This is a genomic window from Microbacterium sp. SY138, from assembly GCF_039729145.1.
Taxonomy (GTDB): Bacteria; Actinomycetota; Actinomycetes; order Actinomycetales; family Microbacteriaceae; genus Microbacterium; species Microbacterium maritypicum_A.
Genome location: NZ_CP155793.1, coordinates 1,042,258 through 1,065,468, shown reverse-complemented (window position 1 = coordinate 1,065,468; position 23,211 = coordinate 1,042,258). Strand labels below are relative to the sequence as shown.

At 69.3% G+C, this 23,211-nt stretch carries 17 protein-coding genes; 7 read left to right on the top strand and 10 right to left on the bottom strand.

The genetic code is table 11. The features are described from left to right. The first annotated feature begins 106 nt into the window (after positions 1-106). Genes ABDC25_RS04970 through ABDC25_RS04955 form a run of 4 tightly spaced genes read left to right on the top strand, consistent with a single transcriptional unit; the run spans position 107 to position 4,279 of the window. Positions 107-2,095, top strand: a complete 1,989-nt coding sequence (locus ABDC25_RS04970) for a sigma-70 family RNA polymerase sigma factor (RefSeq protein ID WP_347125134.1) — start codon at positions 107-109, stop codon at positions 2,093-2,095. A gap of 9 nt (positions 2,096-2,104) precedes the next feature. Continuing rightward, on the top strand, positions 2,105-2,476 hold the full coding sequence (locus ABDC25_RS04965; protein WP_021198839.1) for a YrdB family protein: 372 nt from the start codon (positions 2,105-2,107) through the stop codon (positions 2,474-2,476). Between the two features lie 38 nt (positions 2,477-2,514). Continuing rightward, a complete protein-coding gene (locus ABDC25_RS04960) occupies positions 2,515-3,879 on the top strand; it encodes an FAD-linked oxidase C-terminal domain-containing protein (RefSeq protein ID WP_347125131.1) in 1,365 nt (454 codons plus the stop codon). Beyond that, complete coding sequence (locus ABDC25_RS04955) at positions 3,872-4,279, top strand: NUDIX domain-containing protein (protein WP_347125130.1); 408 nt, start codon at positions 3,872-3,874, stop codon at positions 4,277-4,279. The genes ABDC25_RS04960 and ABDC25_RS04955 overlap by 8 nt, the downstream gene beginning before the upstream one ends. 28 nt (positions 4,280-4,307) lie before the next feature. On the opposite strand, the gene nagB is transcribed toward ABDC25_RS04955, so the two are convergent. The 5 genes from nagB to ABDC25_RS04930 form a co-directional block, all read right to left on the bottom strand. Then, positions 4,308-5,087, bottom strand: coding sequence for a glucosamine-6-phosphate deaminase (gene nagB / locus ABDC25_RS04950; protein ID WP_347125128.1), 780 nt, complete (start codon positions 5,085-5,087; stop codon positions 4,308-4,310). Next, positions 5,080-6,045, bottom strand: a complete 966-nt coding sequence (locus ABDC25_RS04945; RefSeq protein ID WP_292763130.1) for an ROK family protein — start codon at positions 6,043-6,045, stop codon at positions 5,080-5,082. Before ABDC25_RS04945 ends, nagB begins: the two co-directional genes overlap by 8 nt. A 43-nt stretch (positions 6,046-6,088) precedes the next feature. After that, positions 6,089-7,276 carry an ROK family transcriptional regulator gene (locus tag ABDC25_RS04940; protein WP_292763128.1) on the bottom strand — a complete coding sequence of 396 codons (1,188 nt, stop codon included), beginning with the start codon at positions 7,274-7,276 and terminating at the stop codon, positions 6,089-6,091. Between the two features lie 79 nt (positions 7,277-7,355). Next, positions 7,356-10,667 carry a family 20 glycosylhydrolase gene (locus ABDC25_RS04935; RefSeq protein WP_347125125.1) on the bottom strand — a complete coding sequence of 1,104 codons (3,312 nt, stop codon included), beginning with the start codon at positions 10,665-10,667 and terminating at the stop codon, positions 7,356-7,358. Then, positions 10,658-11,875 carry an alanine racemase gene (locus ABDC25_RS04930; protein WP_347125123.1) on the bottom strand — a complete coding sequence of 406 codons (1,218 nt, stop codon included), beginning with the start codon at positions 11,873-11,875 and terminating at the stop codon, positions 10,658-10,660. The genes ABDC25_RS04935 and ABDC25_RS04930 overlap by 10 nt, the downstream gene beginning before the upstream one ends. Before the next feature lie 26 nt (positions 11,876-11,901). Here ABDC25_RS04930 and ABDC25_RS04925 point away from each other — a divergent pair, with 26 nt between their 5' ends. Together ABDC25_RS04925 and ABDC25_RS04920 are read left to right on the top strand one after the other, a co-directional pair. Then, complete coding sequence (locus tag ABDC25_RS04925) at positions 11,902-12,312, top strand: RidA family protein (protein WP_347125121.1); 411 nt, start codon at positions 11,902-11,904, stop codon at positions 12,310-12,312. A 108-nt stretch (positions 12,313-12,420) separates the two neighbouring features. Next, the gene (locus ABDC25_RS04920; protein WP_347125119.1) at positions 12,421-13,911 is read left to right on the top strand and encodes a L,D-transpeptidase family protein; all 1,491 of its coding nucleotides are present in this window, start codon (positions 12,421-12,423) and stop codon (positions 13,909-13,911) included. Positions 13,912-14,172: 261 nt separating this feature from the next. On the opposite strand, the gene ABDC25_RS04915 is transcribed toward ABDC25_RS04920, so the two are convergent. Beyond that, positions 14,173-16,392, bottom strand: coding sequence for an NADP-dependent isocitrate dehydrogenase (locus ABDC25_RS04915; RefSeq protein WP_347125117.1), 2,220 nt, complete (start codon positions 16,390-16,392; stop codon positions 14,173-14,175). 175 nt (positions 16,393-16,567) lie between these two features. Here ABDC25_RS04915 and ABDC25_RS04910 point away from each other — a divergent pair, with 175 nt between their 5' ends. Beyond that, the gene (locus tag ABDC25_RS04910) at positions 16,568-17,026 is read left to right on the top strand and encodes a GNAT family N-acetyltransferase (protein ID WP_021198850.1); all 459 of its coding nucleotides are present in this window, start codon (positions 16,568-16,570) and stop codon (positions 17,024-17,026) included. 122 nt (positions 17,027-17,148) lie between these two features. On the opposite strand, the gene ABDC25_RS04905 is transcribed toward ABDC25_RS04910, so the two are convergent. The 4 genes from ABDC25_RS04905 to ABDC25_RS04890 form a co-directional block, all read right to left on the bottom strand. Beyond that, positions 17,149-17,970, bottom strand: coding sequence for a hypothetical protein (locus ABDC25_RS04905; RefSeq protein WP_051668037.1), 822 nt, complete (start codon positions 17,968-17,970; stop codon positions 17,149-17,151). Between the two features lie 130 nt (positions 17,971-18,100). Then, positions 18,101-19,915 carry an ABC transporter ATP-binding protein gene (locus ABDC25_RS04900; protein ID WP_021198851.1) on the bottom strand — a complete coding sequence of 605 codons (1,815 nt, stop codon included), beginning with the start codon at positions 19,913-19,915 and terminating at the stop codon, positions 18,101-18,103. Further along, the gene (locus ABDC25_RS04895; RefSeq protein ID WP_031206834.1) at positions 19,912-21,843 is read right to left on the bottom strand and encodes an ABC transporter ATP-binding protein; all 1,932 of its coding nucleotides are present in this window, start codon (positions 21,841-21,843) and stop codon (positions 19,912-19,914) included. The genes ABDC25_RS04900 and ABDC25_RS04895 overlap by 4 nt, the downstream gene beginning before the upstream one ends. A gap of 312 nt (positions 21,844-22,155) precedes the next feature. Continuing rightward, entirely contained in the window at positions 22,156-23,205 is a 1,050-nt protein-coding gene (locus ABDC25_RS04890; RefSeq protein ID WP_347125113.1) for a membrane dipeptidase, read from the bottom strand. Positions 23,206-23,211 lie beyond the last annotated feature (6 nt).

Sequence of the window (23,211 nt, the reverse complement as noted above, 5' to 3'; positions counted from 1 at the left end):
GGTGGCTTCCCTGGGAGATTCGCGAGAGAATGGAGAAGTCGCGTGATGAGAGGCGCTCTCATGCGTCTCTTCCCGTGGAGGCGCACCTGCGCCCGGCGACAGATGGATGATTGTGCACGAAGAGAACACGACACACGACGAAGCGATCGGCGACGCCGACCTGATCCTCCGCACCCGTTCGGGCGACACGGAGGCGTTCGGTGAACTCTGGCGACGACACTACCCGTCGGGACTCTCCGTGGCCCGCTCGGTCACCTCGTCGATCGACCCCGATGACCTCGTGCAGGAGTCGTACACGCGCATCTATCAGGCGATCATCAAGGGGGGCGGACCGAACGGGTCCTTCCGCGCCTACCTGTTCACGAGCATCCGCAACACGGCGGCAGGCTGGGGACGCGCCCGCCGCGAGACCGCGATCGATGAGCTCGACGCCGTCGCCGACCCCGACACCACCGATCAGGCCGCGAGCGAGGCACTCGACCGCAGCCTCACCGCGCAGGCTTTCCGCAGTCTCCCCTCCCGCTGGCAGGAGGTGCTCTGGTACACCGAGATCGAGCAGATGAAGCCGCAGGAGGTCGGCCCTCTCCTCGGGATGAAGGCCGGCGCCGTGTCGCAGTTGGCCTTCCGCGCCCGCGAGGGTCTGCGCGAAGCCTGGATCCAGGCGCATCTGCGCAGCGCCGAAGACGGCTCCGAGTGCCAGTGGACCATCGAGCACCTGGGCGCCTACTCACGTGGCAACCTCAGCACGCGCGACCACAAGCGGCTCGAGCTGCACCTCGATGAGTGCGCTCGATGCATGATCGTCGCGGCCGAGGCGAAAGATGTCTCCAAGCGTCTCGCCCTGGTGCTCCTGCCTCTCGTCCTCGGCGTCACCGGCGCCGCCGGCTACCTCGCCACGCTGCAAGGCGCCGGCACGCCGATCGTCGCGCTGGCGGCCATGCCGTCGAGCATTCCCGGAGCCGTCTTCGCCGGTGACCCCGGTGCTTCACACGCCGCGACGGGCCTCGCTGCGACCGGTGGTTCAGGTTCCGGTGGCGGGGCCGGCGGCTCGGCGGGAGGCACTGCCGGCTCATCCGCCGGTGCCGGATCCGCGGGTGGTGTGTTCACCGGGATCGGCGCGCTCGTCGGTGTGGGATCGGCCGCTCTGGTGGTGGCCGGTGTCGTCGCTGCCGCCACGATCCTCCCCGGACTCGCCGGTGCCGACCCGGCGACCTCGCTTCCGAGCGCGGGGGACGAGGACCCGTCGTCGATCTCGGCGGACGTCGGACCGGACGAGAAGCTGAGCCTCGACGAGCCCGTCGTCATCGAGCCGCCGGTCACCGTACCGGAGCAGCCTCCTGCGCCGCCGGCCGTGGATCCGGTGCCGGGAGCAGATGAGGTGGGTCCGGCCGCCGCCGCGCCTCCCGCCACCCTCCCTCCCGTCACACCCCCTCCGGTCACGGTGCCACCCGTGGACCCGGTCGACCCCGTGGACCCGGTCGACCCCGTGGATCCGGTCGACCCGGGTGTCCCCACGGAGGCTCCCGCGTGGGAGACCGCCACCATTTGGTTCAACGGCCTCCAGGTCCACTACAGCGTTCCGATCACCGGAATGGCCGGTCAAAGGGTCGAGGCCCTTCTCGACGACAGCACCGGCGGCGGTGACAGCATCCTGCTCGACGAGTCCGGCTTCGGCGTCATCGATCTCCGCCCGACTTTCTGGCAGTTCGTCGACGCGGACATCACAACCGTCACCTTCCGTTACGTCCTCGCGTCGGGCACCAGCCCCTCCACGGTCACCACACTGCTCGAGCTCGAGCCCAACCGTCCCGAGGGTCCGGAAGAGGAGGCTCCGATCGTGTCCGCCACCGCGACGCCGGACACCGCGAGCGATGTGTCGACCACCTCACCTGCGGCGTCCGAGCCGACGTCGGTGGCCGACCCTGTGACGGCTCCCGCACCTGCACCCGTCGACCCCGCACCCGTCGAGCCCGCGCCCGTCGAGGTCACGCCCGTCGTGGCCATGCCCGTCCCCGCAGACTCGACCGCAGCCGCACCTGCGCCCCTGGCCGAGGCCGCCGCTGCCCCGGCTGAGGACGCCCCCGCCGCCGAATAGACTGGATCCATGTCCTCGGATCCCGCTCCCGTCCCCGGCGTCGACCGCCCGGTCATCACCGCTCTCGACATCGTCCGCGCCGTCGTCCTCATCGTCGCCGTGGCCTCTCTCGCCCTCTGGGGCTTCGCGAGCTGGGACCTTCCCTGGAACGTCGTCATCGGCGTCGGGGCCCCCGTCGTCGTGATCCTGATCTGGGCGCTGTTCCTGTCGCCGCGTCCGGTCCTGCGCGTGCACCCTTTCCTCCGCGCCGCCGTCGAGTTGCTGATCTACGTCGGAGTCACCATCGCCTGGTGGTCGATGGGCCAAGCGCTCATCGGCACGGCCTTCGCCCTCGTCGCGGTGGTCGCCGGTGTGCTCAGCGGCCGACGCGCGCTGTCCTGAGGCTTCTCTCGTGAGCACACCGTCGTGAGCACGCCATCGTGAGCGCCCTCTCCCTCCTGCAGGAATCCCTCGGAGCGCTCGTCGACACCGACGACGCCTCGCTCGAACAAGCCAGGGCCGACCGCTCCGGTCATGCCGCAGTGGGCCGTCCACTCGCCGTCGTCCACGCGGAGCGGATCGAGCATGTGCAGCAGACCATGCGCATCGCCACCGCCACCCGCACTCCGGTCGTGATCCGCGGCGCCGGAACCGGGCTGGCGGGCGCCGCGAACGCAGGAACCGGCGAGGTCGTGCTGTCGCTGCGCCGGATGACAGCGATCAACGAGATCCGTCCCGATGATCTGCTCGCCGTGGTCGAGCCCGGAATCCTGAACGCCGACCTCAACGCCGCACTCTCCGAGCACGGGCTGTGGTGGGCGCCCGACCCCGCCAGTCGCGACATCTCGACCGTCGGCGGCAACATCGCCACGGGCGCCGGCGGTCTGCTCTGCGCCAAGTACGGCGTCGTGCGCGACGCGGTACTCGGGGTCGACGTGGTGCTCGCGGACGGGCGGCTGATGCACCTCGGGCACCGCAGCGTCAAAGGCGTCACTGGACTGGATCTCACCGCACTGATGGTCGGCTCGGAAGGAACGCTCGGAGTCGTCGTCGGGGCCACCCTGAAGCTGCGCCGGCTCGTCCCCGGCGAGAACTGCACCGTCACAGCGACCTTCCCCGGCGTACGCACCGCGGCCGCCGCGTCTGCCGCCGTCACCGCTGCCGGCGTCCAGCCGGCGATCATGGAGCTGATGGATGCCGCGAGCCTCTCCGCCGTGCATGCTCTCCTCGCGCTCGCTGTTCCCCCGGAGGGCGCGGCCCAGCTGACCATCCAGACGGACGGCCCGGCGGCTGCCGCCGAAGCGGACACGATTGCCGCGATCCTGCGCGACCACGAGGGGGCGGTGATCGTCTCCCATGACCGCGACGAGGGCGAGCGCCTCCTCGCCGTCCGACGGTCGATGCATGCAGCGATGGCATCGCTGGGCACGACGCTGATCGAAGACGTCTCGGTACCGCGCAGCGCCATGCCGGCGATGTTCGACGAGATCGCGCGCATCGAGCGCGAGTACCGCATCGTGATCCCGACGGTCGCCCATGCCGGCGACGGCAACCTGCACCCGAACTTCATCTTCGAGGGGACGGAGACGCCGCCGCACGTGTGGGCGGCAGCAGACGAGCTCTTCCGCGCCGCCATCCGTCTCGGCGGCACCCTGACAGGCGAGCACGGCATCGGAGTCCTGAAACGGCGCTGGCTCGCCGAGGAGTTGGGTGACGACCAGTGGCAGCTCCAACGTCAGATCGCCGCCGTGTTCGATCCGCTCGGCATCCTCAACCCCGGAAAGGTGTTCGCCTCCGATGCCTGACATCCATGTGAGCGCGGCGGTGATCGTCGACGAGTCCGGACGCGTGCTGGTCGTCCGCAAGCAGGGCACGACCATGTTCATGCAGCCGGGCGGCAAGCCCGAGGCCGGCGAGTCCGCCGCGCAGACGCTGATCCGCGAGCTCGACGAGGAACTCGGGCTGGTCCTCGACGAAGCCGCCCTCGAGCCCCTCGGCACGTTCGTCTCCGCGGCAGCGAACGAGCCGGGGCACCGGGTCGTCGCAGAGGCTTTCGCGACCTCCGTCGACCCCGGGGCGGTGAGTGTTCAGGCAGAGCTCGCCGAGCTGCGGTGGATCACCCCGGCCGACGTCGCCACGCTTCCGCTGGCGCCGCTGAGCGTCGAGCACCTGCTCCCGATCGCCTGGCCCGCGTCGGCGAGCTGAGCACGCCGGCGCGGGGCTCGGGCGCGCGTCAGATGCCCTGCCAGGCGGGCTTGTTGGCGAACGTGTAGCGGTAGTAGTCGGCGAGCGCGAGGCGCGAGGCCGCGGCTTCGTCGACCACGATCGTGGCGTGCGGGTGCAGCTGGATCGCGGAACCGGGCAGGAGAGCCGTGAGCGGTCCCTCGACCGCTCCGGCGACGGCCTCGGCCTTGCCCTCGCCGAAGGCGAGCAGCACGAGGTGACGCGCCCTCAGGATCGTTCCGAGCCCCTGGGTGATGCAGTGCATGGGAACGTCGTCGATCGAGTCGAAGAAGCGGGCGTTGTCTTCGCGCGTCTGCTCCGTGAGCGTCTTCACGCGAGTGCGGGACGCGAACGACGATCCGGGCTCGTTGAAGCCGATGTGTCCGTCCGTGCCGATGCCGAGGATCTGCAGGTCGACGCCCCCGGCGGCATCGATGGCCGCCTCGTAGTCATCGCCCGCGTGCTGGATCGTCGCCTGCGCACCGTTGGGGACATGGATGCGCTGCGGGTCGAGGCCGAGCGGCTCGACGACCTCACGGGTGATGACGGAGCGGTAGCTCTCCGGGTGCGCGGGGTCGATCCCGACGTACTCGTCGAGGGCGAAGCCGCGCACCTGCGAGACGTCGTGACCCGCGAGCTGCGTGCGCAGCGCCTGGTACACCGGCAGCGGTGTCGATCCGGTGGCGAGGCCGAGGACCACATCCGCACGACGCGCGATCAGCTCCACGATCTCGGTGGCGACCAACGCACCGGCAGCCTCGGCATTCTCGACGATGACGACCTCAGCCATGGGGAACGATCTCCTTCTCGGTGATGGAAGCGCCGACGAGTGCGGCGCCGAATGCGGCGGCGGGAGAACCCGCGGGGAGCAGTTCGATTCTCTCATCCAGGCGGAGCGACCGCATGAACGGTGACGCCTCGGCGCCCGCGTGCAGGGCGGCGCGGATGCCGTTCTCGAGCCGGTCTCCGAGAGCGGTGAGTCCTCCCCCGATGACCACCGTCTCGACGTCGGCGGAGAGCACGAGAACCCGCACGGCGGCTGCGGCTCCGTGGTAGAGGTCGTCGCGAAGGGAGAGTGCCAGCGGATCGCCGGCGTCCGCCGCGTCGAAGATGTCCCGGATCGGCAGCGCACCGGGGCGACCCCACGCCTTGGCCAGCGCGCCCCCACCGCAGAAGGTCTCGACGCAGCCGTGCTGTCCGCAGCCGCACAGTCGTCCACGCGGATCGACCGAGAGGTGACCGACCTCGCCGGCCGTTCCCCGCGCGCCGCGCCAGATGCGCCCGTCGATCACGATTCCGGCGGCGACGCCCGTTCCGAGGTTCAGGTAGGCCATGGACCCGGCGACTCCGCTCAGCACCGCGGCTCCGAGCGCCGCGGCCTTCACGTCGTTCTCCACCCGGAAGGGGACACCGAGTGCACGCTCGGCCGTGGCAGCGAGGTCCAGGGACTCCACCCCGAGGTTGACGGCGTGATCCACGCGGCCGGCCTCGGCGTCGACGAGTCCGGGGATCCCGATCCCCACGGATCCGACGTCGTCGAGGGCGAATCCGCTCTCGACGGCGAGGGCGGTGACCGCCGCGACGATGCTCTCGACGACGGCGTCGTCACCCCAGCCGGTCGGTCGGCGCAGTCTCCCCCGGATGTCTCCGGACGGATCGACGGCGACCGCGTCGATCTTCGTACCACCGACGTCCAGGCCCACTCGAATGGGCCGACCGGAGCGGTCGGCACTGCCGGCACCCGTCATCGGATGCTGCTCCCTGCCGTGACGGTGATGGTGGCGTCGACGATCACGACACTCCCAGCTGTCCGGAGAGCACCATGACGGCGGCTCCTCGCAGGACGATGTCCTCCTGGTGCGTCAGCCGCACCACGACATCCTCGAAGACGCCCTCGAGGGTCCGCGCGTGCAGCGTCTCGATGGCGGCGTCGATCAGGACGCCGTCGAGCAGTTCGGCCGGTCCGGAGAGCACGACCTCGGAGAGATCGAGCGCCGCGACGATCGGGGCGACGGCGATGGCCATCCGCGTTCCGGCATCACGGAGGATCTCGTCTCGCGCATCGGGGTCCGCAGCGATCGCCGCGCCGAGGCGACTCACGCTGAGCCATGCTTCGAGACAGCCGTCCTTGCCGCACGCGCAGCGCGGTCCGCCGTCGGTTCCGACCACGACGTGACCGATCTCCCCTGCGGCGAAGCGGCTGCCGAGCAGAGGCTGGCTGCCGGTGATGAGACCGGCGCCGACGCCCTTGCCGATCTTGATCAGCATGAAGTCGGCCTTGGCGTCACCGAAGGTGTACTCCGCGAGCACCGCTGCGTTGGCGTCGTTTCGGGCGAGGACGGGAAGGTCGAGGTCGACGCCGAGCTTCGCCTCGAGCGGGAAGTTCGTCCAGCCGAGGTTGGGCGAGCTGAGGACGAGGCCATCGGGACGCACCACACCGGGCGTGCCGATTCCCACACCCAGCAGAGGCTGGGTCGATGCGGCGACGAGGGCGTCCGCCAGCTCACGCAGTGCCGCATAGGCCGCCTCGCCGTCGGGCGATGCGGGGCGGGCCACCTCGCGCCGCTCGAGCACATCTCCGTCGAGACTCAGCACCGCACCGGTGAAGGCGTCAGGTCCGGAGAGGTCGAGACCGACGATCTGATGCCCGAAGCGGTCGATGTCGATGAGGATCGGCGGCTTGCCGGGGCCGACGGCCTCACGGACGCCCATCTCGATCACGATGCCGTCGGCGATGAACTCTGCGACCAGGTCGGAGATGGTGACCCGGGTGAGTCCGGTCTCCCGGGAGAGGTCGGCGCGACTCATCGCGCCGGCGTGGTAGAGCGTCTGCAGCACGAGGGCGCGGTTGTGCCCTCGTGCGTGCTCGGGCAGCACCTTGGATCGTGAGCGCAGGTGGCGCCCGGGGCCGAAGGCGTGCGCATTCGCACCGACGTACTCTGACGGCGATGCGGAACGCTGTTCATCCGAAACGGACATGTTTGTTAGTAGACCTTACGAACAAAATTTGCGCAACCTCTACCCGCGGACGCGCGAGCAGGGTTACCGAAACGTTACATTACTTTCGATCGTCTTCGGCGACCGTGTTCGAGCGCTCGAGGAGACGCTCCACCAGGCCCGCGACGATCTGCTCCCGCGCCTCGATCGTGAGCGGCTTCCCCGGCACGCCGGGACGGCGCTGAGCGGGTTGCGGACCGTCAAGGGGACGATACCGCACCCCGGCGGCGGCGAGCCGGCGCAGATGGGTCGGCAGGCGGCGTCCGAAGCCGGCATACGGTGCGGCGTCGCCTCCTTCCCAGAGTCTCTCGGCGATCGCCGAGAGACGCGGAAACACCGCGAAGTCGACGCGATCCGCTGTCGGCAGATGCTCGCTCCACACGTTCGCCTGTCCCCCCACTGCGCCATCCACGACGCGCAGTGTGTAGGCGCGCTCGATCGTGAGCGGCGGACCGACCCTGATCGGCTCCTCCTCGGACTCCGACTGCGGGTAGTCGAGATAGACCTCGAGGTCGGGGCACGCCACGACCTCGATACCGAGACGCAGCGCCTCGCGCATCGCCGCCGGGCCGCGCCAGGCGAGGATGCGCACCCCCTCGGGGACATCCCCTTCGAGAACCTCGTCCCAGGCAAGCGCGGTGCGCCCCCGGGAACGCACGTGCGCCACGAAGTGCGCGGTGAACCACGGCTGCACGTCATGCGGCGTGGCGAGGCCGAGCTCACGCATCCGCGCGCCGGCCGCTGCGCTCTGCGCCCACTCCGTGACCGGCACCTCGTCGCCGCCGATCCCGATCCACTCCGAATCGAAGGCATCGCACAGCGCATCGATCGCCGCACGTCCGAACGCCAGAGCGGCATCCGTGGGCGCCAGGGTGCGCGGGTTCACCCCGAAGCGCTCCCAGGCGGAGGGCGCCGGCTCCCCGACGTCGAGGTTGCCGAGCTCGGGGTACGCGGCGAGGCCCGCCTGGATGTGCCCCGGCAGTTCCACCTCCGGCACGAGGGTCACGAATCGCTCGCGAGCGTAAGCGACCAGATCGTGCAGTTCCGCCGTCGTATAGAACCCCTCGTGCACACCGGGGACGACGGTCGACGACGGACCGTGTCCCAGCTGTGTCGCCTCCCGCCGCCCGCCCACCTCGGTGAGCCGGGGGAAGCCGGGCACCTCGAAACGCCAACCCTGATCGTCGGTGAGGTGCAGATGCAGGACATTCAGGTGATGGTCGGCGAGAAGATCGATGAACCGGCGGACCTCCTCGACGCTCCGGAAGTGCCGGGCGACGTCGAGCATGGCTCCGCGCCAGCTGTACGCGGGCGCCCCCTGCCAGACCCCCGCGGGGATCAGCGCCGTCGTGGCATCCGGGTCACGGAGCTGTCGCAGTGTGGTCGCGCCCCGGAACACGCCCACGGGACTCGCGCCCCTGACCTCGATCCCGGACGCGCTCACGGTCACCCGGAAGGCCTCGTCGCCGATGCGGCCGGCGACGGCGGCATCCGCGCCGAGGGACTCGTCGATCACCAGACGGATCGGCGAGAGTTCGCCGTCGTCTCCGTCGCCGCCCAGGCGCGTCACGGATGCGCGGAGATCAGAAGCGGTGAGAGCAGAAGCGGTGAGATCAGAAGCGGTGATACCGGAAGCGGTGCGGATCGGCGTCCGTTCCGTCCACAGGAATCCCGGGGCGGCCGGATCGATACGCGCATCGACGCGCGGCACCGTTGCACGGTGCGGCGGCGGCGGCATCCGCAGCGCGCGGCCGGGAGTGAGTCCGGTGACGTCACCGTCCGACACCACCGGTACGCCGTCGACCAGTACCTCGACGATGCCCTGCGGGGCGGCGAAAGGCGCCTCGAAGGTCGCTCCCGCCGCGATGGTCTCCGGATCGAACAGCACCAGATCCGCGGTCGCACCCTGCGTGACGATGCCACGGGGTGCATCGCCGCGATCGAGCCCCAGACGCCTGGCCGGAGTTCCGGAGAGGTGACGGACGGCTTCCTCCCAGGTGAGGATGCCGAGTTCGCGCACGTAGTGCCCGAGGTATCGCGGGAATGTGCCGCGCCCGCGCGGGTGCGGCCGGGCGCCGATCAGGATCCCGTCGCTTCCGCCCGCGTGCCGCGGATGCCGCATGATCGCGCGGACGTTCTCCTCGTCGCCGATGTGCATCAGGATCCCGGTGGCCCCGGCATCGTCGAGGATCGTGTCGAGCACCACATCGACGGCGCGGCGGCCGGTCGTGGTGGAGATCTCGGCGATGGTGCGTCCGACGAGATCGGCCAGGGCCGGATCGGCGGTGCCGGAGATCTGGATCTGCGTCCAATCGGCCTTCTCACCGTGGAAGCCGTCGCAGCCGACCTCCTCGAGCTCCACGCGCACGGCCTCTCGGCCGGCACTGTCGAGCCCGGCGATGGCACCGAGCAGATCGCCGGTGGCTGCGAGCCTGCTGGGCAGCAGTGCGGAGAGGGTGGTGGCGCCGGGAAGATAGGGATACGTGTCGAGCGTGACGTCCACGCCATCCGCGATCGCCTCGTCGACCAGAGTCAGCAGGTCACGCGCGCGCCCCCGGTTCGGAGCGAAGTTCATGGTGGCATGGGTCAGATGCACGGGGCATCCCGTGCGACGGCCGATGTCGAGCGCTTCGCGGTACGCCTCGAGCGCCCCTCCCCCGTAGCTGCGGGTGTGCGGCGCCCAGTAGCCGCCGCGTTCGGCGACGACGCGGCACAGCGCCTCGAGCTCGGCGGTGTCGGCGTACATCCCCGGCGTGTAGGTGAGTCCGCTCGACATCCCGAACGCTCCCGCATCCAGCGCTTCGCCCAGGAGGTCGGCCATGGCGGACATCTCGGCCGACGTCGCCGGACGGTTCTCATGACCGACGACCATCATCCGCAGGTTCCCCTGCGGTACGAGGACGGCGGCGTTCGCGACCGCTGCGGCGTCGATCGCCGCGAGCAGATCGTCCATCGTCCGCCACGGCACCTCGGCAGGCATGCCGTTCCATCCGGCGATCTGCGCGGGGATGACCGCGGCCGCCGCATCATCGAGGGGCGCGTACCCGAGGCCGTCCTGACCGAGCACCTCGGTCGTGACTCCCTGACGGATCTTCGCGTCGTGCGCCGCGCCGCTCAACACGGCGAGTTCGCTGTGCGCATGCATGTCGATGAATCCGGGGGCCAGCACGAGGCCGTCGGCTCCGACCTCCACAGCTCCGTCGGGAAGCGCGAGCACCGGCTCCGATGCCCCTTCGGGGATGATCGCCACCACCCTCTTCCCCTCCACGGCGACGTCGGCGACATACCTCGGCGCGCCCGTCCCGTCGATGACGGTGGCTCCGCGATAGACCCGGACCAGGCCGGCGGCCGCCTTCTCCGCGCTCAGAAGCATGTCGCCACCGCTCCGATCACCCGAGGGTCGGCGGCGTCCGGATCGTCGATCACCGCGACCACCCGCCATTTGTCGAACGCCGTGCAGGGGTGTGAGAGCCCCAGCCGCACGACATCGCCGACCGCGAGGGTCACGTCATCCGCGAGACTCAGGAACGCGTGCTGGTCGTTCAGCGCGGTGATCGCGCCCGCGACGCTCTGCGGAACGGGCAGGTCGAGATCGAAGGGCACGTCGCGACGACCGGCATCGAGCAGCGCGAGACCGTCCTCAGGCTGCGACACCACGCGCGACCAGGCGTGCATCGCAGAACGCAGCGGTGCGGTCCCGGTGAGCGGTCCGAAAGGCGACATGCGGGAATAGAAGCCGTCGTCGTGGATCTGGAAGGCGCCGGAGCGCAGCACGACATCCGCCTCGGCGCCCACCGTCCCGAGCACCGCCGCCGCCCGGTCGGGGAAGGAACTGCCGCCGGCGCTCAGCACAGGGCGCACGTCGTCCGGGTACTCCAGCCGCGTGTGCAGCTCGATGAGCGTCTCCAGGTAGGCGTCGACCGCGGCCACGGAGGTATCGCTGCGGTCCGGTCCGAACGGCCCCTCGTATCCGGTGACGCCCGCGAGGCGCAGTCCCGGGGCGGCGGCGATGGCCTGCGCGATGCGCTCCCCCTCCGCCACCGTGCGCGCGCCGGTTCGACCGTGTGCGCCGCCCAGCTCGACCAGCACGTCCAGCGGACGCGACGCATCGCGCATGCCGTTCGCGAGGATCATGACGCCGTCGAGGGAGTCGGCCCAGCACAGCACACGCAGCCCGTCGTCCGCACCGAGCAGGGAGCCCAGTCGGCGCACCGCCGCGGGATCGGTGACGGCGTTCGCGATGAGCACGGTCGAGACGCCGGCATCCACGGCCACTTCGGCCTGCCAGGGCGTCGCGACCGAGATCCCCCACGCGCCCGCGTCGAGCAGCCGCTGCCACAGGGCCGGCGCCATGGTGGTCTTGCCGTGTGGAGCGAGCAGCACGCCACGGTCTTTCGCCCAGGTGAAGACGGTCTCCTCGTTGTGCGCGAGGGCACCCTCATGGACCGTCAGGACCGGGGTGACCAGATCGGAGAGGTGCAGGCCGGCCTCGGCCACCTCGGCGAGACGCAGTCCCGCAGCATGCGCCGGGAAGCCCTTCGTCCAGGCGCCGATAACGGGATCCGGAATTTGTAGAGGCATCTAACAATGCTACTAGGCTTGACGGCATGACCGAGAAGATCCGCGTTTCCACCGATGCCGCCCCCGCCCCCGCCCCCGCCCACACGTTCTCGCAGGGGATCCGCAAGGGCCCGTTCGTGCAGGTGTCCGGTCAGGGGCCCGTCGATCCGACGACGAACGAGTACCTGTTCCCCGGCGACGTGGCCGCCCAGACCACCCGCACGCTCGAGAACGTGAAGGCGATCGTCGAAGCCTCGGGCGCGACGTTCGACGATGTCGTGATGCTGCGCGTCTACCTGACCAAGCGCGAAGACTTCCCGATCATGAACGACGCCTACGGGGAGTTCGTGACCGCGCACACCACGAACGGGGTGCTGCCCTCGCGCACCACCGTCTTCACCGGCCTGCCGCGCGAGGAGATGCTGGTCGAGATCGACGGCATCGCCATCGTCGACTGACCGGGGCGAAGCGGGGAGGAACGCTATCACGGACCGTTGCCTCCCCGTTACCTCCCATCCCGTACCATTGGACGTCAGGACACGTTTGAGAACCGGGGGGTGAAGTTCGTGACCGATCTGATTTCTGCGCCGGGCGCAGCAGCCGAGGCGCGTGGAGACGACTCCGCGCCCACTGCAGTGCTCACTCCCACGGACGCTCCCACCGAGACCGTTCCACCGACCACAGGCGACCAGCCCCTGGCCTGGGCACCCATCGAGCCGTCTCCCAAGAAGCGCCGCCTCGGCCTCTGGATCGGACTGGGCCTGGGGGTCGTCGCACTCGGCGCCGGCGCCGCATCCATGATCCTCATCGCACCGGGCACCACGGTCGCGGGAATTCCCGTCGGATGGATGACACCTGGAGCCGCAGCCGACGCCATCGACTCCCACCTGGCCGAGACCGAGATCACTCTCACGGGAGACGGAGACGGCACTGTCCTGACCGGCGCCGACCTCGGCGTCACCGTCGACGCGACCGCTCTCGCCGACAAGGCCTTCGCCGAGCACCCGCTGTGGAACCTCGGCGCGTGGATGGGCGAGCCCGTGCCGGCGGAGATCGCATTCGACGCCGAGAAGGCGACCACCGCACTGCGCGACGCGGTACCGACCAGCTTCGACGACCCCGTGGACGCGGGTGTCGTCTTCGATGCCGCGAGCGGCACCTTCGTCATCACCCCGGCCGAAACCGGAACCGGCATCGACCTCACCGCGCTCAACGCCGCCTTCACCGAGGCGGTCGGCGAAGGCCGTACCACGCTCGAGTACTCGGGCGACGCGGCCGAGGCCCTGCCCGCCGTCTCGGACGACGATGCCACCGCCACGGCCACGGCTCTCAACACCATGCTCCCCACCGTCGGGTTCTATGTCGGCGAGGAGCGCACCGTGCCGGTGGACCCCGCCGTCGTCGCCACCTGGCTCACGGTCTCGGACGACGACGGTCAGCTGCGCATCGACGCCGATCCGCAGGCGATCCAGGCGACCGTCGACGGTCTTCCCGCTCTCGTCGACCGCGCGCCGGTCAATGCGACCAACATCGTCAACTCCGCCGGCACCGTGCTGCGCGCAGAGCAGGAGGGCGTCGCGGGGCGAGCGCTCGGAGACACCTCCGGCATCGCGGAGAAGTTCGCCGACCAGCTCGCCGCCGGCAACGGCGCCTTCGCGCTTTCGGTCACCGAGACCCCGTTCGAGACGGTGAGCCTGTTCCGCCGCATCGACATCAACCTGAGCTCCCAGCGCGCCGTTCTCTACGAGAACAACGTGGTCGTGAACTCGTGGGCCGTGTCGACCGGCCTTCCCGGAACGCTGACGCCCACCGGCAACTTCACGGTCTTCGCGCACACCCGTATCCAGGACATGGGCTGCTACGAAGGTGCCCCGTACTGCACCAAGGACGTGCCCTGGATCACCTGGTTCGCCCCGAACATCGGCTTCCACGGCACCTACTGGCACAACAACTTCGGCCAGCGGATGAGCCACGGTTGCGTCAACCTGCCGATCGACCTCGCCAAGTACGTCTACGACTGGTCCCCGAAGGGCCTCGAGGTCTCCGTCCACTACTGACGAGCGCTGTCCCTCTGCGCACGTGGAGGGACAGACGCGTCCCCCGCTGCCGACGACCGCATCGTCGCGCTCCGGCATCACGCGATCAGGTCGAGTCCGGAGACAGGACGCGCCACCCGCGCACCCGTACGCCCGACGCGGGATTCCGCGCGGACACGACGCGGGCTTCCGCGCGGACACGACGCGGCGGACGCGCGGGTACGCAGAAGGGGGCGGACGCCGCGGCGTCCGCCCCCTTCTGTCGACTTATGCGTCGACTGCTCAGCGCAGTGCGTCGACGATACCGTTCAGGGTCGCGGACGGACGCATGACCGCTTCGACCAACGCGTCGTCCGGACGGTAGTAGCCGCCGATCTCGACGGGCGCGCCCTGCACGGCGTTGAGCTCGGAGACGATGGCCTCCTCGTTCTGCGCGAGCGTCGCGGCGATCGGTGCGAACGCCGCAGCGAGGTCGGCGTCCTTCGTCTGCTTCGCCAGCTCCTGAGCCCAGTACAGACTCAGGTAGAAGTGGCTGCCGCGGTTGTCGATCGTGCCCAGAGCACGACCGGGCGAGCGGTCCTCCTCGAGGAACGTCCCGGTCGCGGCGTCCAGCGTCTCGGCGAGCACTCGGGCCTTCTCGTTACCGGTGCGGTCGGCGAAGTGCTCGAGCGAGGCAGCCAGCGCGAAGAACTCACCGAGCGAGTCCCAACGCAGGTAGTTCTGCTCGACGAGCTGCTGCACGTGCTTGGGCGCCGAGCCTCCGGCACCGGTCTCGAACAGGCCGCCGCCGGCGAGCAGCGGCACGATCGAGAGCATCTTGGCGCTCGTGCCGACCTCGAGGATCGGGAACAGGTCGGTCAGGTAGTCGCGCAGCACGTTGCCGGTGACCGAGATCGTGTCGAGCCCGTGACGCATGCGAGCGAGCGTGTAACGCGTGGCCTCCTCCGGCGCGAGGATGGTGATCGTGAGGCCCTTGGTGTCGAGGGTCGCGAGACCCTGGTGCACCTTGGCGATGATCTGCGCGTCGTGCGAACGGTTCGCGTCGAGCCAGAAGACGGCGGGGTCGCCGGTCGCACGGGCACGGGTCACCGCGAGTTTGACCCAGTCCATCACCGGGATGTGCTTGGTCTGCGTCGCGCGCCAGATGTCGCCCTTGCCGACCGTGTGCTCGATGAGCACGGTGCCCTCGCTGTCGAGCACCTGGACGATGCCGTCTGCCGCGATCTCGAACGTCTTGTCGTGGCTGCCGTATTCCTCAGCCGCCTGCGCCATCAGCCCGACGTTGGGAACCGTGCCGATCGTGGCCGGGTCGAGCGGACCGTTCGCGATCACGTCGTCGATCACAGCCTGATAGACGCTCGCGTACGAGGAGTCGGGGATCACGGCGAGCGTGTCGGCCTCTTCGCCCTCCTTGCCCCAGAGCTTGCCGCCGTTGCGCACCAGTGCCGGCATCGACGCATCGACGATCACATCGCTCGGCACGTGCAGGTTCGTGATGCCCTTGTCGGAGTTCACGTACGACAGACGCGGGCCCTCGGCGATGGCCTTGTCGAAGGCCGCGGCGATCTCGGCGCCGTCAGCCACGTTCGCGAGACCCGAGAGGATCGAGCCGAGCCCGTCGTTCGCGCTGAGGCCCGCAGCGGCCAGCTTGTCTCCGTACTGCGCGAACACGTCTGCGAAGAACGCCTTCACGACGTGACCGAAGATGATCGGGTCGCTGACCTTCATCATGGTCGCCTTGAGGTGCACCGAGTACAGCACGTCGTCGGCCTTGGCCTCTTCGAGCGTCTGGGCGAGGAACGCGTCGAGCTCCTTGGCGGAGAGGAACGTCGCGTCGATGATCTCGCGCGGGAGGACCTTGAGCCCCTCCTTCAGGACCGTGACCGTTCCGTCCTCCGCCGTGTGGCGGAAGCTCAGCACGTCGTCGTGTGCGGCGACCCAGGAGCGCTCGTTGTGCTTGAAGTCGTCGTGACCGAGAGTCGCGACGCGCGTCTTGGAGCCCGAGGCGAAGGGCTTGTTGCGGTGCGGGTGCTTCCTCGCGTAGTTCTTCACTGCCAATGGGGCACGTCGGTCGCTGTTGCCCTCACGCAGCACCGGGTTCACGGCGGAGCCCTTGATGCGGTCGTAACGAGCGCGGACGTCCTTCTCCTCGAGCGAGGACGGCTCGTCCGGGAAGTCGGGGATGTCGTAGCCCTGCTTCTGAAGCTCGGCGATGGACCCCTTCAGCTGCGGAATCGACGCCGAGATGTTCGGCAGCTTGATGATGTTCGCCTCCGGGAGCGTGGCGAGACCGCCGAGCTCGGCGAGCGAATCGCCCACCTGCTGCTCCGGGGTGAGCTTCTGCGGGAAGGCGGCGAGGATGCGGCCTGCCAGCGAGATGTCGCGCGTCTCCACCTCGATACCGGCCTGGCCGGTGAATGCCTGGATGATCGGGAGGAACGAGGCGGTGGCGAGCGCCGGTGCCTCGTCTGTGTACGTGTAGATGATGGCGTCGTCGGTCACCGGGAGGTACTCCGTTCGCGGGGAAATTTGTCTCGATACCAAGATACCTGAGCCGGTCTGGCCCTGCGGCCTCGGCCCACGACCGGTGGCCACCCCATATCGACGAACGGCCAGAGCGCAGCGAAATGTTGTCCGGAAAGGTGTCGCGCCTGCCGGGAGGGGTTAGCCTGGGTCCATGTCCGAACTGCGCATGGTCGAACTCTCCGCTGCGACGATCGTCGCCGTGAACAACCTGTCGCTCAAGCCCGGGCAGGAGCAGTTCCTCGCTCCGGTCTCGTACGGGATCGCAGCGACCGTCATCAACCCGCAGACCTCCTGGCAGCGGGTGATCCTGGACCGCAACGAGGTCGTGGGCTTCGTCAGCGCCAACTTCGACGCGGAGGCACCGGAAGAGCACTTCCGTTCAGTGCTGTGGCGCATCAACGTCGATGCCGACGACCAGGGCCGCGGTGTCGGCCGGTACGCCGTCGAGGCGCTCGTCGATGAGGCCCGCGCGCGCGGCGTCGACCACGTCAACGTGATCTACGAGGCGGGCGAAGGCGGTCCGGAGACCTTCTTCCACCGCGTCGGCTTCACCCCTGTGGGCGAGACCGCCTACGGCGAGGTCATCGCCGAGATCCGGGTCACGACCTAGGCCGGGCGGCGGGGTCTCGAATCCCCTCCCCCATCGAGACCTCGTCGCCCTTTCACGGGGTTCCGGGGGAGCGCTCTCACGACCTCCTCACGTGACGCACTGTCGTGGCGTCCCCTCGTGACTCAGGGGCGTTCGTCCGGCTTGCCACCGCCGGGCTTGCGCCGATTCGTCCATGACGTGAGGGCGGCCGCAGCCGCACCGGCCGCCCGGTCGAGGGCTTCCGCGGAGCGGCTGAGCATGTCCTGCGCAGCGTCCTGCCACGCTGCCGTGGTCGGCGCCTCCCCCGCCTGCACCTTCGCGGCGTGCTCGGCCGCTTCGAACGCGCGCTCGAGCTCGGCGACGGCATCGCGATAGGCGGCGAACTCCGCCGGGGTGATGCGCCCTGCCGCCGCGCGGCGCATGTCCGTCGCGTGGCCGGCAGCACGGAAGTAGGCCGCCGTCTCGGGACTCTTGACGTCGGTCATCGCCGGATAGGAGATCTGCAGTGCCGGATCGGTCTCGTACCGCATCCACCGCGCCGTCACAGCATCGTGAGCGGCGTGCAACCGCTCCAAGGGGCGGGGCTCCGATGCCGAGGGCACCGCGGCCCGCGCCGCATTGAGACGCACCTGACGCGCGCGGACATCGGCCGAGGCGGCCTTCGCATCACGCTCCCGCTCCTTCAGCATCCGTCGCGCACCGGCCACCTGTTCGGCCGTCGCCCGCTGCGCCGCCCGCTCAGCGGTGACGCGAGCCAGGTCGGCGCGTGCGATCTTCCAGGCGGTGCGCCTCTCGGCCGCGGCCAGTTGCGCCTCCCTGAGATCATGACGCGCAGCATCGACTGCGAGGCGGCGTCCGCTCACCGTGCTGTTGCGACGACGCATTCCCATCACCCCCACCGTCCCCGCGGCAACCGCACTCGGCGCGATCCACCACCACTCGGCAACGAGCAGCAACGGGTCCATACCTCGATGCTACCCACGCACCGCGCTCGATGCGCGCCCCCGGACGTTCGCCCGAGGTCTCGACTGCTGCGGCCGTGATCGCCTCGCCGGGACGATGAGGCGGGCGTGGTCGCAGCAGTCGAGAGGGCGATCAGACGAGCGTCTCCTGCCACGCCGCGTGCAGCTGGGCGAACTTGCCTGTTCCGCCGATGAGCGCGGCAGGGGTGTCATCCTCGATGATGCGTCCGTGCTCCATCACGAGAACCCGGTCGGCGATCGCGACCGTCGACAGGCGGTGCGCGATGATGATCGCCGTGCGGTCCTTGAGAAGGGTCTGCAGGGCATCCTGGATCAGTCGCTCCGACGGGATGTCCAGCGACGCCGTGGCCTCGTCCAGGATCAGCACCGCCGGGTCGGCGAGGAAGGCCCGGGCGAACGAGATGAGCTGACGCTGACCGGCCGAGACCCGACCGCCGCGCTTGTTCACATCGGTGCCGTAGCCGTCGGGGAGCGACGAGATGAACCCGTCGGCGCCCACGGCCCGCGCCGCCGCCTTGATCTCGTCGAGCGTCGCCTCCGGCTTGCCGAGGGCGATGTTGTCGGCGACGGTCCCGCTGAACAGGTAGGCCTCCTGCGTGACCATGACGATCGCGCGGCGGAGGTCCTTCGGGTGCAGCGAGCGCAGGTCGACGCCGTCGAGGGTGACCCGCCCATCGGAGGGGTCGTAGAACCGGGAGATGAGCTTGGCGAGTGTCGACTTGCCCGCGCCGGTCGTGCCCACCAGAGCGATCGTCTGCCCGGCCGGGATGTCGAGGGAGAAGTTCGGGAGGATCGTCTTCTCTCCGTTGTAGCCGAACGTCACCTCGTCGAACTCCACGTGCCCGCGGGCTTCCCAGAGGTCGATCGGCTTCTCGGGATCCGGAACAGTCGGCACCTCCTCGAGCACGCCCGACACCTTCTCCAGCGCGGCCGTGGCCGACTGGTAGGAGTTCAGGAACATCGCGATCTCCTGCATCGGGGCGAAGAAGTTGCGCACATACAGCACCGCCGACAGCAGCACGCCGACGGTCAGCGCCCCCTCTGAGACGCGGATACCACCCCACAGCACGACGATTCCGAGCACGAGGGCCGCGACACCCATGAGCCCGGGCTCGAACGTGCCGAACAGCAGCATCGAGCGACGGTTGACGTCGCGATAGTCACCGGCGATCTCCTGGAACGCCTTGTCGTTGCGCGGCTCCTTGCGGAAGGCCTTCACGGCCCGGATGCCGGTCATCGTCTCGACGAACTGCACGATCACCTTCGCGCTGATCACCCGCGACTCGCGGTAGACCAACTGCGAGCGCGAGTAGAACCACTTCATCAGGAAGAACAGCGGCACGCCGCCGATCGCCAGAATGAGACCCGACTGCCAGTCCCAGAAGCACAGCGCGATGAAGGTGAAGAGCCCGAAGAGCACGCCGGAGACGAGCTCGTTCAGACCGCCGTCGAGGAGCTCTTTGATCGAGTCGAGGTCACTCGTCTGGCGCGAGATGATGCGCCCGGACGTGTACGACTCGTGGAACTCCAGGCTCAGGCGCTGGGTGTGCAGGAAGATGCGTTTGCGCAGATCGAGCAGCACCGCCTGGGTGAGCTTGGCCGCGATGATCACGTACCACGCGATCAGCACGGCGGCGAGCGCACCCGCCAGCAGATAGATGCCGCCGATCATGAACGTCGGCATCCAGTCGGCCCGATCGATGGCCGCCGGCAGCGCGCGATCGAGGCCGATGCTGATGAGGATAGGGCCGGCGACCTGGAGGGCGGTCGACACGATCAGCACCGCGGCGGCGAGGACGATCCTCGGCTTCAACGGGCTGACCAGGGATCCGAGGAGTCGGAGGGATCGACGACGGATCTCCCGGCTCTCTTCGCGGGTGTACTCGGAACGATCCTCGTTCTGGGTTCCGGTGACGGCGGAGCTCATCGCTGCACCTCCTTCTCGGTGATCGGGTCTTCGTCGGCGGCCTGCATCCCGAGGCCCTCGCGGACCTCTTCGTCGATCTCGGCCTGCTCATCGCGGATCACGGGGATCGCGCCGGTGCGCGCCGCTTCCTCGGCCTCCAGGCTCGAGATGACGTGGCGGTAGTGCCGGCTCGACTTGAGCAGCTCGGAGTGCGTCCCCACCGCCGTCACACGACCCGCCTCGAGCAGGGCGACGCGGTCGGCGAGGGCGACGGTCGAGGGCCGGTGCGCCACGATCATGGCCGTGGTGTCGGCGAGCACGTGTCGCAGGGCCTCCTCCACGAGGGCCTCGGTGTCGACATCGAGAGCCGACAGCGGGTCGTCGAGCACGAGCACCTTCGGCTTCGCCGCGACCGCACGGGCGAGGGCGAGCCGCTGACGCTGGCCGCCGGAGAGGCTGAGCCCCTCTTCACCGATCACCGTCTCGACGCCGTCGGGCAGCGCGTCGACGAACGACGCCTGGGCGACGTCGAGGGCCTCGCGGAGCACGCGCTCGCCTTCGTCGCTGTGCACATCGAGTTCGGCACGTCCGAGCAGCACGTTCTCACGGACCGTCGCCGAGAACAGTGTCGCGTCCTCGAACGCCATGGCGATGTGCTGACGGAGCTCGGCGAGAGGGAGATCCCGCACATCGACACCGTCGAGCGTCACCTTGCCGCCCGTCACGTCGTACAGACGCGTGGGCAGCGTGGTGAGAGTGGTCTTGCCGCTGCCGGTCAGGCCCACCAGCGCCATGGTCTCACCCGGGCGCAGCACCAGGTCGATACCGTCGAGCAGATCCCGCTCGTGGGCACCGGCGTCCTGATAGCGGAAGTGCGCGTTCTGGAACGCGAGCTCCCCACGCGGGTTCTCGATGTGCACCGGGTTCTCCGGGTCGGTGATGGTGTTGGTCTCCGAGAAGATGTCGAACACGCGGTCGGTCGCCGTGCGCGCATCCAGCATGAACGAGAACAGGAAGCCGATCGACTCGATGGGCCACCGCAGCACGACCGCCATCGCGAAGAAGGCGAACAGCTGTGCCTCGTCGATCTGCCCCACGGAGATCAGCCAGATGCCGGACATCAGGCTGAGACCGAAGGCGATCTGCGGCATGAGGTCGAGCCAGAACCAGATCGACGCGATCGCGCCGGCCTTGCTCATCTCGGTCTCGCGCAGCGTCTCGGCCTGGCGGCTGAAGCGGCTGAGAGCGTGCTTGCCACGACCGAACGCCTTGAGCACGCGGATGCCGTGCACGCTCTCCTCGACACTCGTGGCGAGGTCGCCGGCCTGGTCCTGGCTGCGACGGGTGAGCGCGCCGTAGCGCTTCTCGAACAGGTAACCGCGGATCCACAGCGGGATCGCGGTCACCAGGAAGATCGTGCCCAGCAGCCAGTGCCAGCGGAACAGCAGCACGGAGCCGATGATGATCGTGAGGATGTTGACGACCAGCAGCACGAGGCCGAACGCGAGCCAGCGGCGGATGAGGCCGATGTCCTGCATCATGCGGCTGAGCAGCTGTCCGGAGCCCCACCGGTCGTGGAACGACACCGGAAGGGTCTGCAGGCGCGAGTAGAGCTCGGTGCGCATCTTGTACTCGACCTCGGTCGAGGGGTTGAGCACGAACTGGCGTCGCAGCCACACCATCAGGGCCTCGCCGAGGGCGAGAGCGAAGACGGCGACGGCACCCCAGACGATGGCGCTGATCTCACCGGAGCGAACGGGTCCGCTGATGATCTGCTCGAGCACGATCGGGATCATCAGGGCGATGACGGCGGCGATGAGCGCGCTGGCGGCACCGCCGGCGAGCCGCCAGATGACGGGCTTCACGAAGGGCTTCAGGCGCCACAGTGCGGCCGGAGTGGAAAGGGTCGATGAAGGCGAGGGATTCTGCACGGAAGGCGAGGAAGACATGTCTCTCAGACGAGTTTCGTATGGAAAGCGATTGCGGAGGGGGACGGATACGAGAGCGGACTCGTGGAGTCCGGTATCCGACGAAGAAGGGGCGGGGTGGCTCTAGGAGAGCGGACGCGCCGGGGTCGAGCCGAGAGCTGCGATCCGCGCGGTGGCGATCGTGGTCATGGTGTCCTCCTCAGGGGCTCGGCGATGTCGTCCGGTTGGCGCGACAGCCCACCAGCCTATTGCTGTGAACCAGCTGAAAGCAAGAGTCATTCCCGATTCGTCGACCGCGGCTCTCGAAGACCGCGGAGGGGGACGCCGGGAGCCTCAGGCGAGGGCTGCGGCTCCGAGCCCGGATCGGAGGAACCGCTGCAGGTTGCCGCCGAGGACGGCGAGGATCTCCTCTTCCCGCCAGCCACGACGCATCAGCGCCTCGGTCACGAGCGGGAGACCTGCCGGGCCCTCGAGGCCCGGCAGGTACCGATCGGCCGGCACGCCCTCGATCGTCGTCTGCACGCAGCACGGTGCCGTGGTGTCTTCCAGCACTTCGCGGACGAAGTCCGGCCCCATCCCGACGTGTTCGATTCCGGCGACCGACACCACGCGTTCGAAGTGGTCGATCAGTGTGTCGATCGTGTACGCGCTCTCATGCAGGTACGGAGCGAAGAAGTTGACGCACACGACTCCCCCGCTCTCGGCGACCCCGGCGATCTGGGCATCGGTGAGGTTGCGGTGGTGGTCGAACAGCGCACGGGCCGAGGAATGCGTGGCCATGACCGGGCGCGTGGCGAGCTCGAGCACGTGGTCGACCCCGCCCGCTCCGAGGTGGCTGATGTCGAAGATCATGCCGATGCGCTCCATCTCGGCGAGCGCTCGGACCCCGGTCCGCGTCAGCCTGCTGCCTGCGGCGTCTTCGCCGCTGCCGTCGGCGAACGCGCTGCGCCCGAAGTGCGCCACCGAGCCGATCCGCACCCCGAGGCGATGCACGGTCTCGAGGAGCTCGACGTCGTCGGCGATGCCGGGCATCCCCTCCAGGGCGAGCACCAGCGCGATGCGGCCCTCGCCGATCACCCGATCGATGTCGTCGCCATCCCGGCACAGACCGACGGTGTCTGCGTTGCCCTCCGCCAGCCGATGCGCGGCCTCGATCATGCGGAGGGTGCGACGCAGCGCCCCCTCCGGGCGATACACGTCATCGATGAACACGGGCAGCACCTGCAGCCCGACACCGCCTTCGTGCAGCTGGGGAAGCCACTGGGCGCGGAAGTAGTCCGACCACTCGTCCGCGGGGCGGCTCGCCACCGAGCAGAGCAGATCGTTGTGTGCGTCGGCGACGACGGCGCGGCGGTGGAGGGCGAGTGCATCGTTGGCGGTCACGGCACG

What these genes read in the sequence shown, in the direction of transcription:
- ABDC25_RS04970 (WP_347125134.1), top strand. Translation starts at nt 107, where the DNA reads ATGATTGTGCACGAAGAGAACACGACACACGACGAAGCGATCGGCGAC.
- ABDC25_RS04965 (WP_021198839.1), top strand. Translation starts at nt 2,105, where the DNA reads ATGTCCTCGGATCCCGCTCCCGTCCCCGGCGTCGACCGCCCGGTCATC.
- ABDC25_RS04955 (WP_347125130.1), top strand. Translation starts at nt 3,872, where the DNA reads ATGCCTGACATCCATGTGAGCGCGGCGGTGATCGTCGACGAGTCCGGA.
- nagB (WP_347125128.1), bottom strand. Translation starts at nt 5,087, where the DNA reads ATGGCTGAGGTCGTCATCGTCGAGAATGCCGAGGCTGCCGGTGCGTTG.
- ABDC25_RS04945 (WP_292763130.1), bottom strand. Translation starts at nt 6,045, where the DNA reads ATGACGGGTGCCGGCAGTGCCGACCGCTCCGGTCGGCCCATTCGAGTG.
- ABDC25_RS04940 (WP_292763128.1), bottom strand. Translation starts at nt 7,276, where the DNA reads ATGTCCGTTTCGGATGAACAGCGTTCCGCATCGCCGTCAGAGTACGTC.
- ABDC25_RS04935 (WP_347125125.1), bottom strand. Translation starts at nt 10,667, where the DNA reads ATGCTTCTGAGCGCGGAGAAGGCGGCCGCCGGCCTGGTCCGGGTCTAT.
- ABDC25_RS04930 (WP_347125123.1), bottom strand. Translation starts at nt 11,875, where the DNA reads ATGCCTCTACAAATTCCGGATCCCGTTATCGGCGCCTGGACGAAGGGC.
- ABDC25_RS04925 (WP_347125121.1), top strand. Translation starts at nt 11,902, where the DNA reads ATGACCGAGAAGATCCGCGTTTCCACCGATGCCGCCCCCGCCCCCGCC.
- ABDC25_RS04910 (WP_021198850.1), top strand. Translation starts at nt 16,568, where the DNA reads ATGTCCGAACTGCGCATGGTCGAACTCTCCGCTGCGACGATCGTCGCC.
- ABDC25_RS04905 (WP_051668037.1), bottom strand. Translation starts at nt 17,970, where the DNA reads ATGGACCCGTTGCTGCTCGTTGCCGAGTGGTGGTGGATCGCGCCGAGT.
- ABDC25_RS04900 (WP_021198851.1), bottom strand. Translation starts at nt 19,915, where the DNA reads ATGAGCTCCGCCGTCACCGGAACCCAGAACGAGGATCGTTCCGAGTAC.
- ABDC25_RS04895 (WP_031206834.1), bottom strand. Translation starts at nt 21,843, where the DNA reads ATGTCTTCCTCGCCTTCCGTGCAGAATCCCTCGCCTTCATCGACCCTT.